A 16,580-nucleotide genomic window follows, 5' to 3' on the forward strand; every position below is an offset into this window, starting at 1 on the left:
CCGCAGGTGGTCTGCTTCCCGCACGCGGGCGGCGACGTCACGGCGTTCGCCGGCCTGGCCGCGGCGCTGGCCCCGGAGCTGGAGGTCTGGGCGATCCGCCTGCCCGGCCGCGGCGGCCGGTTCGGCGACCCGATGCCGGACTCCTTCGCGGCGCTGGTGTCGGCGGTCCTCGCCGGGCTTTCCCCGCACCTGCGTCCGGGGTCGCTGTTCTACGGCCAGAGCTTCGGCGCGTTGCTGGCCTACGAAGTCGCCCGGGCCCTGCCTTCCGAGCTACGGCCCCGGATCGTGGTCCCGGCGTGCGCGCCACCACCGCCCGCGTGGCCGGGCCCGACCCCGCCGACCTCGGCGGGTGCGGCGGAGCTGTTAGAGCGGTGCGGCCTGGCCACGGCCCTGCCTGATGACACGGCGATCCGCGAACTGGCGGTGGCGGCGATCCGGACGGACCTGACGGTCTGCCGGACCTACCGCCACCGGCCGGACCCGGTGCCCGGCTTCGCGATCCACGCCGTGGCCGGCGCGCAGGACCGGGGTCTGCCGCCGGCCGTGGTCGCGGGCTGGGCGAGCGCCACGACCGGCCGCTTCACCACCTCGACCGAAGACGGCGGCCACCTGCTCGCCACCCCCTTGACCAGCGGCCCGGCGACCCTGCTGCGCACCTTGCACGCCGTGGCGGCCCAAACGCCCCAATGTGGCGTTGGGTGCGTCTGACGCACCGAACGCCACATTGGGTGCGCTCAACGCACCGAACGCCACATTGGGTGCGCTCAACGCACCGAACGCCACATTGGGGCGCATTGCCACCCACCCCTGCCGAGGAGGCATCCGTGACCACCGCCACCGTCGACCTGACCGATCCCGGGCTGTGGGCCCGGCCCGATGCCGGCGGCATCGTCGCCGAACTGCGGGCGCAGGCTCCCGTGCATCGCACCGAAACCGCGCTCGACGGGCCCGTCTGGTCCGTGCTCGGCTACGAACTCGGCTCCCGCGTCCTCACCGACGCCGCCGGCTTCAGCTCCACCGGGGGCTCGCTGCTCGGGACCGGCGGTACCCCGGCGGGTTCCGGCAAGATGATGGCGCTGTCCGACGGGCCGCGGCACCGCGAGCTGCGGGCCCCCGTCCTGCCGTACTTCTCGCCCAAGGGCGTGCGCGGCGCCGCCCAGAGCATCACCGAGCTGGCGGCAAAAGTCGTGAAAGACGCCGTCGAGCGCGGCGAAGTCGACCTCGTCGACGTCCTCGCCACCGTGCCGCTCGTCGTCATGTGCGATCTGCTCGGCATCCCCGGGGACGACCGCGACCTGGTCGTCTCCGTCTGCGACGAAGCCTTCCTCGCCCAGACGCCGGACGCGCGCCGCGCCGGGCACCAGAAGCTCCTGCCTTACCTGCTCGACAAGGTCGTCCGGCGGCGCAAGCGGCCCGAAGGCGACCTGATCAGCACCCTGGCCACGCACCGCATCGGCGGCCGGCTGCTGCCGATCGAAGACGTCGTGCTCAACCTCGACAACATCGTCGTCGGCGGGGTGCAGACCGTCCGGCACACCGCCGCCATGAGCGTCTGGGCGCTGATGAACCACCGGGACCAGTGGGACGAGCTGGCCGCGGGTGCCGACCTCGACCTGGCCACCGACGAACTGCTGCGGTTCACCTCCGTCGGCCTGCACGTGCTGCGCACCGCCACGAAACGGACCGAACTCGGCGGGCACGTCATCGAGCCCGGCGACAAGGTCGCCGTCTGGACCTGGTCGGCCGACCACGATCCCACCGTGTTCGACCGGCCCGACGACCTCGTGCTCGACCGGTCCCCGAACCGGCACCTCGCCCTCGGCGTCGGCGCGCACTACTGCGTCGGGGCCCCGCTGGCCAAGGCCGAGCTCAAGGCGATCTACACCGCCCTGCTCGACCAGGTCGCCGAGCTCGAGCTCACCGGGGACCCGGTGCACAACCGCTCGATCATCAACTTCGGCTTCGACCACCTCCCGGTGCGCCTGCGGGCCCGCTGAGCGCGACGGAACGGACACCAGCCATGACGACGACACAAGCACCGGCGCCGCCCGCGATCTGGGGCCGGGTCGGCCTGCTGCTCACCGGCCAGGGCGTCTCCCTGATCGGCGACCAGGTGTTCTTCATCGCCGCCGTCTGGGCCGCGGCCCAGCTCGGCGGCACGGCCGCGGTCACCTGGGTGACCCTGGCCGAATCGGTGCCGCGGGCGCTGGCGATGATCTTCGGCGGCGTGATCTGCGACGCCTTCGGCCCCCGCGCGGTCCTGCTGCGCACGACGTCGGTGCGGATCGCCGTGCTGGCCGTCTCGGTCGTCGTCGCGCTGTCCGCGCAGTCGGTCACGCTGCTGGTCGTCGTGGCGGCGCTCGAAGGCGCGATGCTGGGCCTCGGCTCGCCGTCGTTCGGCACGCTGATGCCGCGCATGGTACCGAAGGAGCGGCTGAGCACGGCCAATTCCGTACGCACCATGGTCGCGCGGTTCGCCCCGATCCTCGGGTCGCCGTTCGGGGCCTGGCTCGTCGCGACCGGGCACCTCGGGGTCGCGCTGGCGGTGGTCTGCGCCGGCTGCGTGGTCTCCCTGGCGTGCCTGGCCCCGGCGACGAAGGCGATCGACGCGCCGCGGACGGTGTCGAACGTCCCGCTGTGGCGCCGCTCCGGCGACGGCGTCAAGCTGCTGCGCGCCGACCGGCGGCTGCGGCTGCTGTTCCTTTCCGGGCTGTGCCTGGACTTCGCCTTCGCGTGGCCGATGAACCCCGGCCTGCCCGAGGTCGTCATCGAACGCGGCTGGGCGGTCTCCGCCGTCGGCGTCCTCATCGCCTGCTGGGCGGCGGGCGCGCTGGTGTCCGCCGGGCTCGGCGCGCTGCTCGGCGACCGCGTGCCGATGTCGGTGCGGCTCGTCGGCAGCGGGATCGGGATCGCCGTCCTGCTGCTGGGCATGGTCCTGGTGCCGTCCCTGCCCGCGATGGCCGCGATGGCCGTCGCGCTGGGCGTGTGCTCCGGGCAGAACGGCCCGGCCGCGGTGACGCTCTACCAGCAGGCCGCGCCCGCCGACCGGCTCGGCGTCGCGATGTCGATGGTCTCGCTGTCCGGCATCGGCTGCGCGCCGCTGGCCTACGCGGTTTCCGGCGCCATCGCCAGTTTCACCACCCCCGTCGTCGCCTGGATCTGCAGTGCCCTGCTCGCCTTCGGCGGGCCGGTGGCCGCGGCCCGGGCCCTGCGCCTGCCCGAGTGAAGGGATCCTCCCGTGCGTCCGTTGTCGTTCGGCCAGCAGCGCCTGTGGTTCCTCGACCAGCTGGAGGGGCCCGGCGCCACCTACAACGTCCCGTTCCCGCTGCGGCTGCGCGGCCGGCTCGACCGCCGCGCGCTGCGCCAGGCCGTCGCCGACGTGCTCGGCCGCCACGAGGTGCTGCGGACCGTCATTCCTGTCGCCGGCGGAGTTCCCGGCCAGCAGGTGCTGTCCGTGGCGGACGCGACCGCACGGCTCGTCTTCGACGTCCGGCCCGGCGACGACCTCGCCGGAGCCATCGCCCGGCCGTTCGACCTCGCCGCGGACCTGCCGCTGCGCGTCACGCTGTTCGAACTCGGCCCCGACGACCACATCCTGCTGCTCGTGCTGCACCACATCGCCTGCGACGGCTGGTCGCTCGGTCCGCTGGGCCGCGATCTGGCGGCCGCGTACACCGCGCGGCTCGACGGCCGGGCACCGGCCTGGGAGCCGCTTCCGGTGCAGTACGTCGACTTCAGCGAGTGGCAGCGGGAGGTGCTCGGCACCGAGGACGACCCGGAAAGCCTGCTGAGCGCCCAGCTCGCGTACTGGACCGAGCGGCTCGCGGGCGTCCCCGGCCGGATGGTGCTGCCCGCCCACCGCGACGGCGGCACGACCGGCGCGGCGGGGCTCGTCGAGGTGGACATCCCGGCGGAGCTGCACGAACGGCTCGTCGCGGTCACCCGGGCCGCGCGCTGCACGCCGTTCATGGGCTTGCAGGCGGCGCTCGCCGCGCTGCTGCACCGCTGGGGCGCGGGCGACGACATCGTGCTCGGCACGCCGGTGTCCGGCCGGGGCGAAGCGGCCTTGGCCGACCTCGTCGGGTTCTTCGTCAACACTCTCGTGCTGCGCACCGACCTGAGCGGGGACCCGAGCTTCGCCGAACTGCTGTCGCGGGTCCGCGACACCGGCCTCGACGCCTACGCCCACCAGGACGTGCCGTTCGACCGGCTGGTCGACCGCCTCGGCGCCGGCCGGTCCGCCACCGCGCACCCGCTGTTCCAGGTGATGGTCGTCCTCCAGCACGACGGCACGGCGCTCGCCCTGCCCGGCCTGGACGTGACGCCGGTGCCCCTGGACCTGGCGACGGCCAAGCTCGACCTCAGCGTCGTCTTCGCCGAGCACGCGAACGGCGTCACGTGCCAGTTCGAGTACGCCGTGGACCTCTTCGACGAGTCCACAGTGGACGAAATGGCCACCATGCTGGTGCGGCTCCTCGAACTCGCCTTGGCGGATCCCGGAAGTCCACTGGGGACGCTCGAGCTGGCGCAGGTCGCCGCCGTGGCAACGGAAACCACTGCCGAGGTCGCCCCGGTGACCTTCCGCGCCGCCCGCACCGCGCGGGAAGAAATCCTCTGCGGCCTCTTCGCCGACGTGCTCGGGCTGGACACCGTCGGCCTCGACGACGGGTTCTTCGCCCTGGGCGGGCACTCCCTGCTCGCCACCCAGCTGATCAGCCGCATCCGCACGGCGCTGCACGCCGAACTCGGCGTCCGCGCGCTCTTCCGGGCCCCGACGGTCGCCGGGATCCTCGCCACCCTCGACGCCCAGGCGCCGGGCCCGGTCCGCCCGGCCCTCGTCGGCCGGCCCCGCCCGGACCGCGTGCCGCTGTCGTCCGCCCAGCGGCGGCTGTGGTTCCTCGCCGGGGTCGAAGGCCAGGACCGCGCGTACAACATCCCCCTCACCCTCGGGCTCACCGGGCCGGTCGACGTCCCGGCGCTCGAGGCCGCCTGCCAGGACGTCGTCGCCCGCCACGAGTCCCTGCGGACGGTGTTCCCCTTGGACGACGGCGAGCCGTGGCAGCGCATCTTGCCGGCCGTCGAGCACGTCCTCGAGGTCGTCGACTGCGCCCCGGAAGACCTCGGCGCCCTCGCCGAGGCCGCCGGGAGCGCGCCCTTCGACCTGGCCCGCGAGATCCCGCTGCGCGCCCGCCTGTTCCGCGCCGGTGACGAGACCGTCCTCGTGCTCTGCCTCCACCACATCGCCGCGGACGGCTGGTCGACCGGCCCGCTGATGGCCGACCTCGCCACCGCCTACGGTGCCCGCCTCGCCGGGAAGCCGCCTGAGTGGCCGCCGCTGCCCGTGCAGTACGCGGACTACGCGCTGTGGCAGGCCGGCCTGCTCGGCGACGAGGACGACCCGGACAGCCTGGCCGCCCGCCAGCTGGCCTACTGGACCGAAACCCTGGCGGGCCTGCCCGACGAACTCGCGCTGCCGGCCGACCGGCCTCGCCCGGCGGTCCCGACCCACCGCAAGGACGTCGTCTCGGCCGACGTCGGCACGGCCACCCACACCGCGCTGCTGGCGCTGGCCCGCGACAACCAGGCCACGCTGTTCATGGTCGTCCAGGCGGCGTTCGCGCTGCTGCTTACCCGGCTCGGCGCGGGCGAAGACGTCCCGATCGGCACTCCGGTCGCCGGCCGCGGCGACGAGGCCCTCGACGACCTCGTCGGGTTCTTCGTGAACACCCTGGTGCTGCGCACCGACACCTCCGGCACGCCGACGTTCCGCGAGCTGCTCACCCGCGTCCGCGACGCCGACCTCGGCGCCTTCGCCCACCAGGACCTCCCGTTCGAGCGGATCGTGGAGGAGCTCAACCCGCCTCGCGTGCTGGCCCGGCACCCGCTGTTCCAGGTGCTGCTGTCCTTCCTCGGCGCGGGAACCGCCGGGGGTGGCTGGAGCCTGCCGGGGCTGACCGTGACGGCCGGGGACACCGTGTCGGGCACCGCCAAGTTCGACCTGAGCCTGACAGTCGAAGAGCGTTCCGCCGGGCTCGGCTGCAGCCTCGAGTACGCCGTCGACCGGTTCGACCGCAGCACCGCCCAGGACGTCGCCGACCGCTTGGTCCGGCTCCTCGAAGCGGTGGCCGCGAACCCGGACTCCCGGGTGGAGAGCGCCGAACTGCTGTCCGATGTGGACCATTCGAACCTGGCAAAGTGGAACGACACCGCGGCGCCCGTCCCGGCCGCGACGCTGCCGGAACTGTTCGCCCGGCAGGTGGCGCGGACCCCGGACGCGACGGCGGTGGTCTTCGAAAGCGAGTCGTTGACGTACGCGGAGTTCGACGCCCGCGTCGACCGGCTCGCACGAGCCCTGCGCGACCGCGGAGTGCGGCCGGGCGACGTCGTCGCGGTGCGGCTGCCGCGATCGCTCGAGCTGATCACCGCCGTGTACGCGGTCCACCGGGCCGGTGCGGCGTACCTGCCGGTGGATCCCGGCTACCCGGCCGACCGGGTGGCGTTCATGCTCGCCGACGCCCGGCCCGCCCTGGTCCTCACGCCCGACACGGATCTCGGGGAGCCTGGTTCCGGGCCACTGCCCACCGTCAGCCCGGACCACCCGGCCTACGTGATCTACACGTCCGGCTCGACCGGCCGCCCCAAGGGCGTGCTGATGTCGCACGCCGGGATCGTCAACCACCTGGCGTGGATGCAGGCCGGACACCCGCTCGCCGACGGAGACCGGGTGCTGCAGAAGACGCCGTCCAGCTTCGACGTCTCGGTCCTGGAGTTCTTCCGCCCGCTGATCGCCGGGGCGGCCCTGGTCGTCGCGAAACCGGACGGGCACCGCGATCCCGCGTACCTCCTGGAAACGATCCGTGCCGAACGGATCACCGTGCTGTACGTGGTCCCCGGCATCCTCGACGGAATCCTGGGGCTGTCCGAAGAGGACTCCCCGTCGTTGCGCCAGGTGTTCTGCGGCGGGGAAGCGCTGACCGCGGCGCTCGCCGAACGCTGCGCGAAGACCCTCACCGCCGAACTGGTCAACCTCTACGGCCCGACGGAGGTCGCGGTCGACGCCACCGCCCACGTCGTCACCGGGACACCCGTCCCCATCGGCGCGCCGGTGTGGAACACCCGCGCGTACGTGCTGGACGGCCGGCTGAGCCCGGTGCCGCCGGGCGTCCCGGGCGAGCTGTACCTCGCCGGGGCCCAGCTGGCGGACGGCTACCTGCACCGCGGCGGCCTGACCGCGGACCGGTTCCTCGCCGACCCCTTCGGCGGGCCGGGCGCGCGGATGTACCGGACCGGGGACCTCGTCCGGTGGCGGGCCGACGGCGTCCTGGACTACCTGGGCCGGACCGACGAGCAGGTCAAGCTGCGCGGCCTGCGCGTAGAACCGGGCGAGATCGCGGCCGTCGCCGCCGAACACCCGGGCGTGCGCGAGGCGGCCGTCGTCCTGCGTGAGGACCGGCCGGGCGACCAGCGGCTGGTCGCCTACTTCGCGGGCGACGCCGGCCCGGACGAGCTGCGGGACCACGTCGCGGCGTTCGTCCCGCGGCACCTCGTGCCCTCGGCGTTCGTCCCGCTGGCCGGGCTGCCGCGGACGCCGAACGGCAAGCTGGACCGCAAGGCGCTGCCGGCGCCGGACTTGACCGTCACCACGAGCCGGGAGGCCCGCGACGCCCGCGAGGAAATCCTGTGCGGGCTCTTCGCCGATGTCCTCGGCGTCGAGCGGGTCGGCATCGACGACGGGTTCTTCGACCTCGGCGGCCACTCCCTGCTGGCCACCAAGCTGGTCAGCCGGATCCGGGCCGCGTTCGGCGCGGAGATCGGCATCGGCGACCTCTTCGACGCGCCGACCGTCGCCGCCCTCGCCCCACGACTGTCCACCGCGGACACTGCGCGGCCGGCGCTGCGGCCGCTCCCGCGTCCCGAGCCGATGCCGCTTTCCCCGGCCCAGCAACGGCTCTGGTTCATCCTGCAGTTCGGCGACGACACCGGTGCCTACGACATGCCGTGCCTGCTGCGGCTGCGGGGCGAACTCGACCGCGAAGCGCTGAGCGCGGCCCTCGGCGACGTGGTGGAACGGCACGAAGTGCTGCGCACGATCTTCCCCGCCGTCGACGGGCAGCCGCGCCAGCAGGTCCTGGCGGACTGGCGGCCGGAGCTGACGGTCGTCGAAGGCGCTCCCGAAGCCCGGCCGTTCGACCTGACCCGCGAACCGCCGTTCCGCGCGGTGCTGCGCGCCGAAGCGCCGGACGAGCACGTGCTCCTGCTGCAGTTGCACCACATCGCCGCCGACGGCTGGTCCATGGGCCCGCTGGTCGCCGGCCTCGCCGAGGCCTACACCGCGCGCCGGGACGGCCGGGCGCCGGAGTGGGCGCCCCTGCCGGTCCAGTACGCCGATTACACACTCTGGCAACGGGACCTGCTCGGCGACGCCGACGACCCGGACTCGCTGCTGGCCGCCCAGCTGGCCTACTGGCGGGATCAGCTGGCCGGGATCCCGGACGAGCTGCCACTGCCGTCCGACCGGCCGCGCCCCGCCGTGGCGTCGCACCGCGGCGACTCGGTGCGGGTCGAGATCGGTGCCGAACTGGCCGGCCGCCTCCGCGCGCTGGCCGGCTCCGCGCAGGCGACGCTGTTCATGGTGCTGCAGGCCGCGCTCGCCACCGTGCTGACCCGCTCGGGCGCGGGGGAGGACGTCCCGATCGGCACGGCGATCGCCGGCCGCACCGACGAGGCACTGGACGGCCTGATCGGGTTCTTCGTCAACACCCTCGTGCTGCGGACCGACACCAGCGGCGCCCCGACCTTCCGCGAACTGCTCGGCCGCGTCCGCGAAACCGACCTCGCCGCCTACGCCCGGCAGGACGTCCCGTTCGAGCGGCTGGTGCACGAGCTGAACCCGGCCCGGTCCCTGGCGCGGCACCCGCTGTTCCAGGTGTTCCTGGTCCTGCAGAACACCGGCGACGCCGATCCGGCCCTGCCGGGCCTCGACGTCACCCCCGAAGTCCTCGACTCCGACGCGGTGAAGTTCGACCTCGGGCTGAACCTCGCCGAGCACGCCGACGGCATCACCGGCTCGCTGTCCTACGCCGCCGACCTGTTCGACCACGCCACCGCCCAGGCGCTCGCCGGCCGGCTGGTCCGCCTCCTGGACGCGGTGGCGGCCGAGCCGGACACGGCGGTGGACCGGATCGACCTCCTGTCCGATGTGGACCGGAGATCCCTTGAAGGGTGGACGGCGACGGAGGCGCCGGTGTCGGCGGAGACGTTGCCGGAACTGTTCGCCCGGCAGGTGGCGCGGACCCCGGACGCGACGGCCGTGGTCTTCGAAGGCGGGTCCCTGACCTATGCGGAGTTCGACGCCCGCGTCGACCGGCTGGCCAGGGCCCTCAGCGGCCACGGCGTCCGGCCCGGTGACGTCGTCGCCGTGCAGCTGCCGCGCTCGCCCGACCTGGTCGTCGCCGTGCACGCGGTCCACCGCGCGGGCGCGGCGTACCTGCCGGTCGACCCCGGCTACCCGGCCGATCGCCTCGCGTTCCTCCTCGAAGACGCCCGGCCGTCCCTGGTGCTGACCGACGCCGCCCTCACCGGTGACGGGCCGCTGCCCGCCATCACCCCGGCCCACCCCGCGTACGTGATCTACACGTCCGGTTCGACCGGACGGCCCAAGGGCGTGCTCATGTCGCACGCCGGGATCGTCAACCACCTGGCGTGGATGCAGGGCGACTATCCCGTCGGCCCCGGCGACCGGGTGCTGCAGAAGACGCCGTCCGGCTTCGACGTCTCGGTGTGGGAGCTGTTCTGGCCGCTGCTGACCGGGGCTGCCCTGGTCGTCGCGCGACCCGACGGGCACCGCGACCCCGCGTACCTCCGCGAGCTGATCCGCACCGAAGAAGTCACCATGGCGCACTTCGTCCCGGCGATGCTCGAGGCCTTCCTCGCCGAACCGGGTGACGTGAGTTCGCTGCGGCAGGTGTTCTGCGGTGGCGAGGCCCTGACCCCGGCGCTGGCCGAGCGCTGTGCCGCGGCACTGCCGGCCCGGCTGGCGAACTTCTACGGTCCCACCGAGTTCGCCGTCGAAGCGAGCCACCACCCGGTCACGCCGGGTGAGCACACTGTCCCTATCGGACGTCCGGTGTGGAACACCCGCGCTTATGTCCTCGACGGGCGGCTCGCGCCCGTCCCGCCCGGGGTCCCCGGCGAACTCTGGCTCGCCGGGATCCAGCTCGCCGACGGCTACCTGCACCGGCCGGGCCTGACCGCCGAGCGGTTCGTGCCCGACCCGGCGGGCGGCCCGGGCGCGCGGATGTACCGCACGGGTGACCTCGTGCGGTGGACGCACGGGGGAAAGCTGGAGTACCTCGGCCGCACCGACGACCAGGTCAAGCTGCGCGGCCAGCGCCTCGAACTCGGCGAAGTCTCCGGCGCGGCGTCCCGGCACCCGGCTGTCACCCAGGCTGTCGCGGTCGTGCGCGAGGACGTCCCGGGGGACCGGCGGCTCGTCGTGTACTGCACCGGCGACACCGGACCGGCCGACGTGCGGAGCCACCTCGCGGCCGTCCTGCCGGAGTACATGGTCCCGGCCGCCGTCGTCGTCCTGCCTTCGTTCCCCTTGACGCCCAACGGGAAGATCGACCGTCGAGCCCTCCCCGTGCCCGATGTGGAATCCACTTTGGACACCTATCGCGCACCGCGTGACCCGGCCGAAGAGATCCTCTGCGGGCTGTACGCCGAACTGCTCGGCGTCGGCCGCGTCGGGATCGACGACGGGTTCTTCGACCTCGGCGGGCATTCCCTGCTGGCGACGCGCCTGATCAGCCGCGTCCGGACCGCGCTCGGCGCCGAACTGGGCATCCGCGACCTGTTCCAGCACCCGACCGTCGCCGGGCTCGCGGCCCGGATCGACCACGGCAGGCCCGTCCGGCCCGCCCTGCGCCCGCGGCCGGCCCCGGACCGGATCCCGCTTTCCCACGCCCAGCAGCGGCTCTGGTTCCTCAACCAGCTGCACGGCCGGGACGCCGGCTACGCCGTCGTCTGCGCCCTGCGGCTCACCGGACGGCTCGACCGCGAGGCGCTGGCGGCCGCCCTGGCCGACGTCACCGGCCGGCACGAGGCCCTGCGGACGATCTTCCCGGAGGTCGACGGGAGCCCGTGCCAGCAGATCCTCGGTGTCGCCGACGTCCCGCTCACCGTGCGCGCCGTGGCCGAAGCGGACCTCGGGGACGCGCTGGCCGAGGCGTCGGCCGCGACCTTCGACCTCACCACCGACCGGCCCTTCCGGCCCGAGCTGCTCGTGCTCGGCGAGGACGACCAGGTGCTGGTCCTGGTGCAGCACCACATCGTCAGCGACGGCTGGTCGATGGGACCCCTGGTCCGGGACCTGGCGGCGGCCTACACCGCCCGCCGCGCCGGTGACAGTCCGAAGTGGACACCGCTCCCGGTCCAGTACCGCGACTACGCCCTGTGGCAGCACGAAGTCCTGGGCGACCCGGACGACGACGGCTCGGTCCTCGGCGCCGAACTGGCCTACTGGCGCGAGCGGCTCGCCGGGCTCCCGGAAGAACTGGTGCTGCCGGCCGACCGGCCACGCCCCGCGGTGGCCGGGCACGGCGGCGACTCGGTCCCGGTCGAGATCGACGCCGGTCTCCACGCCGGCCTCCGGGACCTCGCGCGCGAGGGCGGAGTCACCCTGTTCATGGTGCTGCAGGCGGCGTTCGCCGTGCTGCTGAGCCGGCTGGGCGCGGGAGACGACATCCCGATCGGCACCCCGGTCGCCGGCCGCACCGACGAATCCCTCGACGACCTCATCGGGTTCTTCGTCAACACGCTGGTCCTGCGCGTCGACACCGCGGGGGAGCCGACGTTCCGCGAGCTGCTCGCCCGTGTCCGCGAAACCGACCTGGGGGCTTTCGCTCACCAGGACGTCCCGTTCGAGCGGCTGGTGCACGAGCTGAACCCGGCCCGGTCCCTGGCCCGGCACCCGCTGTTCCAGGTGCTGTTCGCGCTGCAGAACGCCGGCGACGCCGACCTCGAGCTCCCCGGCCTGGAGGTGACCGGTGAGCCGGTCGCCGTGCGGACCGCGGCGTTCGACCTGGCGCTGTCGCTGCACGAGCTGGACCCCGGACGGCCCTCCGGCATCGGCGGCGGGCTCGCCTACCGCACCGACCTGTTCGACCGCGAGACCGTCGAAGGGTTCGCCGCCCGGCTGGTCCGGGTGCTGGCCGCGGCGATCGCGGCGCCGGACACCCCGGTCGGGACTCTCGACCTGCTGGCGCCGGGCGAACGACGCCGGCTGCTCACCGCGCCGGATCCGGTGGACTTCGGCCCGTGGCGCCCGGTTCCGGCGCGGATCGCCGACCGCACCGACGGCGTCGCGGTCGTGGGAGAGTTCGGGGAACTGGGCTACGGCGAGCTGAACCGGCGCGCCAACCAGCTGGCCCACCACCTCGGCATCGCCCGCGGCGCGCTCGTCGGCGTCTGCCTGCCCCGCGGGCCCGAACTGCTCGTCGCCCAGCTCGCCGTGCTGCGGGCCGGGGGCGCGTACGTGCCCCTCGACCCGGGCTATCCGGCCGACCGGCTGGCGTTCATGCTCGCCGACGCCGCCGCCGGAGTCGTGATCACCACGACGGACCTCGCTGCGCGGGTCGGCGGGACGGCGAGGGTGGTGTGCCTCGACGCCGAAGCCGTCGCGATCGCCGCCCAGCCCGCCGACGCGCCCGCGGTCACGCTCAGCCCGCGCGACGCCGCATACGTCATCTACACCTCGGGTTCGACCGGGACGCCGAAGGGCGTGGTCCTCGACCACACCGGGCTGGCCCACCTCTGCGCGTGGTACCACCGCGAATTCGGCGTCACGCCCGCGGACCGGGCCGGGCACGTCGCCGCGCTCGGGTTCGACGCGGCCGTCTTCGAGACCTGGCCGCTGCTCACCGCGGGCGCGTCGGTGCACCTGCCGTCGCAGCGCGCGCTCGACGACACCGGCGCGCTCGCCGCGTGGCTCGCCGATTCCGGGATCACCGTGGCGTTCCTGCCCACACCCCGGCTGGAGCTGATGCTGGACGAACCCGCGTTCGCCGGGGAGGACCTGCGGGTCGTGGTCGCGGGCGGGGACCGGCTGCGCCGCCGTCCGGCCGCCGGCGCCGGCTTCCGGCTGGTCAACGGCTACGGGCCGACCGAATGCAGCGTGATGGCCACCGGCGGCGACGTCACCCCGGACGGCGACGGCCCGCCGGACATCGGCGGCCCGGTGCCGAACACCCGGGTGTACGTGCTCGACCGGCGGCTGAACCCGGTGCCCGCCGGGGTACCGGGGGAGCTGTACCTGGCCGGCGCCGGGCTCGCGCGCGGGTACCTCGGCCGGCCGGGCCTGACCGCGCGGACGTTCGTCGCGGACCCGTTCGGCGGGCCGGGGGAACGGATGTACCGCACCGGCGACGTCGTCCGGTGGCGGCGGGACGGCAGGCTGGACTTCCTCGGCCGCGCCGACCACCAGGTCAAGGTCCGCGGGGTGCGGATCGAGCTGGGCGAGATCGACGCCGTGCTCGGCCGCTGTCCCGGCGTCCGGCAGGCCGTGACGGTGCTGCGCGAAGACCGTCCGGGGCACCCGGAACTGGTCGCCTACCTGGCCGCGGACTCCGGCGTCACGCCGAAGCCGCACGCCGAGGCGTTCCTGCCCGGGCACATGGTGCCGTCGGCGTTCGTCGTCCTGGACGCGCTCCCGCTCACGCCGAACGGGAAGCTCGACCGCACCGCGCTGCCCGCCCCGGTGAAGGCGCCGATGGCTCTCGGCCGTGCTCCGCGCACAGCGCTGGAGCGCGCGCTTTGCGGGCTGTTCAGCGAGGTGCTGGACGTGCCCGAGGTGTCGGTCGACGACGGCTTCTTCGACCTCGGCGGCCATTCGCTGCTCGCCGGGCGGCTGATCAGCCTGATCCGCCGGGAGCTGGGGGCCGAGCTGGGCATCCGGGTGCTGTTCGAGACGCCGACGGTCGCCGGGCTGGCGCGCCGGCTGGGGACGGGCACCGCCACCGGAACCGACCACGACGAGCTGGCGGTGCTGCTGCCGCTGCGTTCGACGGGTGAAGGCGCCCCGCTGTTCTGCGTCCACCCGGCCGCCGGGATCGGCTGGGTGTACTCGGGGCTGCTGGCGCACGTCGACCGCCCGGTCCACGCCCTGCAGTCCCGCGGCCTGACCGAGCCCGACCGCCGTCCGGCGACCGTCGACGAACTGGTCAAGGACTACCTGGAGCAGATCCGCCGGGTGCGTCCGCGGGGGCCGTACCACCTGCTCGGCTGGTCGTTCGGCGCGCAGGTGGCGCACGCGATGGCCGCGCAGCTGCGGGCCGACGGCGAGGAGGTCGGGCTGCTGGCGATGCTGGACGGGTACCCGCCCACCGGGGCACCCGCACCGGACGACCCGCTCGCGGCGTTGCTGGCGTCGCTGGGCCTCTCCGGGCGCCCGCCGGGGCTGCCGGAGTTCCGCTCGATCCTGCTCGCGGAGGGGAGTGCGCTGGCCGCGCTCGCGCCGCGAGCGGTGGACGCGCTGCCGGAGGTGTTCGCCCACAACAGCACGCTGGCGAGAGCGCACCAGCCCACGCCGTTCGACGGCGACGTGCTGTTCTTCCGCGCCACGGAAGGGAAACACGCTGCTTCTCCTCGTGTCTCGGCGTGGGAACCGTACGTCGGGGGCGCTCTCGAGGTGCACGAGGTCCGCGCCCGCCACGGCGAGCTGGCACGGCCGGAGGCGTGGGCGGCGATCGGCCCGGTGCTGGCCCGGCGGCTCGCGCTCGGGTGACTTGAACGACTCGTTCCTGTCGCCGGACGACAGGAACGAGTCGTTCAAGACGTTCCGGGATTCGGCCGGCCGGGGTGGGCCCCGCTCAGACCGCCACCCGGTGGTCCAGGCCGAGGGCGTTGACCAGGTCCAGGGTGCGGAACCGGGTGCGGTCCGGGCCGGCCGGGCGCACCAGGCCGTGCAGGACCAGGCGGCGGACGAACCGGGCGCCGGCCGCCGCCGGGATGCCCGTCAGGCCCGCCACGTCGCCGACCGACCAGCCCGCGTCGAAGCCCGTCAAGCGCGCCAGGAGGGAGACCTCGGTGGCGTCCAGGCCGCGGACCGCCGAGTCGAGGGTGTCGCGCAGGCCGGGCAGGTGGTCCGCCGTCAGGGCGAACGGGTCGGTCCGGACGTGCTCCAGCACGGCCGCCGGTTCGTAGACCAGGAACCAGCAGGCCGCCGCCTCCAGCGCGGCCGGGATGCCGTCGAGCCGCCGGCAGAGCGCGGCCACGTCCGCGGCCGTCGTCCGGTCGAGGGTGAACCCCGTGCGGACCTGGCGGACCTCGCGGACCAGCAGCCGGACCGACGGCACGGCCGCCAGCGCGACCGGGTCACCGCTTCCGGGCTCGGGCACGGCGAGCGGCGTCAGCGGGAAGACCCGCTCGCCCGGCAGGCCGAACGGCACCGATGCCGTGGCGAGGATCCGCAGCCCGCGGCATTCGCGCAGCAGGACGGCCAAGTCGTCCAGGCGGACCCGGTCCGGCTCGTGGCCGTCGAGGACCAGCAGGGCCGGGCGGTCGCCGATCAGGACCGCGAGCTCGCCGCCGGTTCTCGGCAGGGGTTGCTCCCCAGCCCCGGCGGACGACCACAGCACGACGACCCCGCCCGATTCGTGCACCCCGACGGCGACCTCCTGGGCCAGCCGGCTCTTGCCGACGCCACTCAGCCCGGTGATGGTCACCAGCCGGTGGCTGCCCGCGGCCAGGAGCTCGCGCACGGCCGTGACCTCTTCGTCCCGGCCGAGCAGCGCGTTCAACGGGGCTGGTGGCGGGGCCGGGTCGGCGCACCGCAGCCGGAAGTCGCCGGCCGCCGGGTGGCAGCCCGCCGCCTCGAAGTCCGCGCGTTCGCGGCCGCGCAGGCCCAGGCCGTCCGCGATCAGCCGCACGGTGTCCCGGCGCGGCCGGTGCGCCCGGCCGGACTCGAGATCGCGGATGGCGCGAATGCTCACCGTGGACAGGTCCGCCAATTGCCGCTGGGTGGCACCCCGTTTTGTGCGGTGCGCCTTCAGCAGTTCACCGAAATTCCGCTGCACGAATCGTCCGTTCCTGTCAGCGCCGTTCCCGATACGGGGATCCGGCTGTCCGGCTGCGATTTCCACCACGGGACGAGCATCGTGAGCGCGGCTATCCCGGCGTTATCACGCAGCCACCGCGAGCACGATAACTCCGGCGATAACGGCCGGAGCAGCCCGGCGATAGCGACGCGATGCCGGGCGTTCCTAACGTCGGTGGGGCAAGGAACGGACAAAATCATCGCCCCCCGAACGAAAAGAGACGACGGTGCGTATTCTCCCGGCGATCGCCACTGCGGTTCTCCTCCCGGTCCTCGGCGCGACGGCGGCCCAGGCGGCCCCCGCCGACACCCCCTGGGCGGCCACGGCGGACACCCCGTGGGCCACCGCCCCGGCGGACACCCCGTGGGCGGCGCCGCTGGACACGCCGTGGAGCGGCACCTCCGCCGACACCCCGTGGTGAACCCTTCCGTGGCGAGGTCTTGAACGACTCGTTCATGGCGTCGGATGTCTTGAACGACTCGTTCA

Annotated in this window: 6 protein-coding genes; 5 read left to right on the forward strand and 1 reads right to left on the reverse strand. The window is 74.2% G+C overall.

Annotated features, from left to right (window positions below; all coding sequences use genetic code 11):
* Positions 1-6 precede the first annotated feature (6 nt).
* The 4 genes from AB0G28_RS33070 to AB0G28_RS33085 all read left to right on the forward strand — a co-directional run bounded on the left by AB0G28_RS33070 (position 7) and on the right by AB0G28_RS33085 (position 14,782).
* The gene (locus AB0G28_RS33070) at positions 7-708 is read left to right on the forward strand and encodes an alpha/beta fold hydrolase (RefSeq protein ID WP_361098111.1); all 702 of its coding nucleotides are present in this window, start codon (positions 7-9) and stop codon (positions 706-708) included.
* Positions 709-824: 116 nt separating this feature from the next.
* The gene (locus AB0G28_RS33075) at positions 825-1,997 is read left to right on the forward strand and encodes a cytochrome P450 (RefSeq protein WP_361098114.1); all 1,173 of its coding nucleotides are present in this window, start codon (positions 825-827) and stop codon (positions 1,995-1,997) included.
* A gap of 23 nt (positions 1,998-2,020) precedes the next feature.
* A complete protein-coding gene (locus tag AB0G28_RS33080; protein WP_361098117.1) occupies positions 2,021-3,226 on the forward strand; it encodes an MFS transporter in 1,206 nt (401 codons plus the stop codon).
* Positions 3,227-3,238: 12 nt separating this feature from the next.
* A complete protein-coding gene (locus AB0G28_RS33085; RefSeq protein ID WP_361098120.1) occupies positions 3,239-14,782 on the forward strand; it encodes an amino acid adenylation domain-containing protein in 11,544 nt (3,847 codons plus the stop codon).
* A gap of 85 nt (positions 14,783-14,867) precedes the next feature.
* On the opposite strand, the gene AB0G28_RS33090 is transcribed toward AB0G28_RS33085, so the two are convergent.
* Positions 14,868-16,073, reverse strand: a complete 1,206-nt coding sequence (locus AB0G28_RS33090; RefSeq protein ID WP_361098123.1) for a helix-turn-helix domain-containing protein — start codon at positions 16,071-16,073, stop codon at positions 14,868-14,870.
* Between the two features lie 247 nt (positions 16,074-16,320).
* Here AB0G28_RS33090 and AB0G28_RS33095 point away from each other — a divergent pair, with 247 nt between their 5' ends.
* Positions 16,321-16,515 (forward strand): hypothetical protein, encoded by a 195-nt coding sequence (locus tag AB0G28_RS33095; RefSeq protein ID WP_361098126.1) that lies wholly within the window; start codon positions 16,321-16,323, stop codon positions 16,513-16,515.
* The last annotated feature ends 65 nt before the right edge of the window (positions 16,516-16,580 follow it).

It is taken from the genome of Amycolatopsis sp. NPDC021455 (genome assembly GCF_040640995.1).
GTDB lineage: Bacteria > Actinomycetota > Actinomycetes > Mycobacteriales > Pseudonocardiaceae > Amycolatopsis.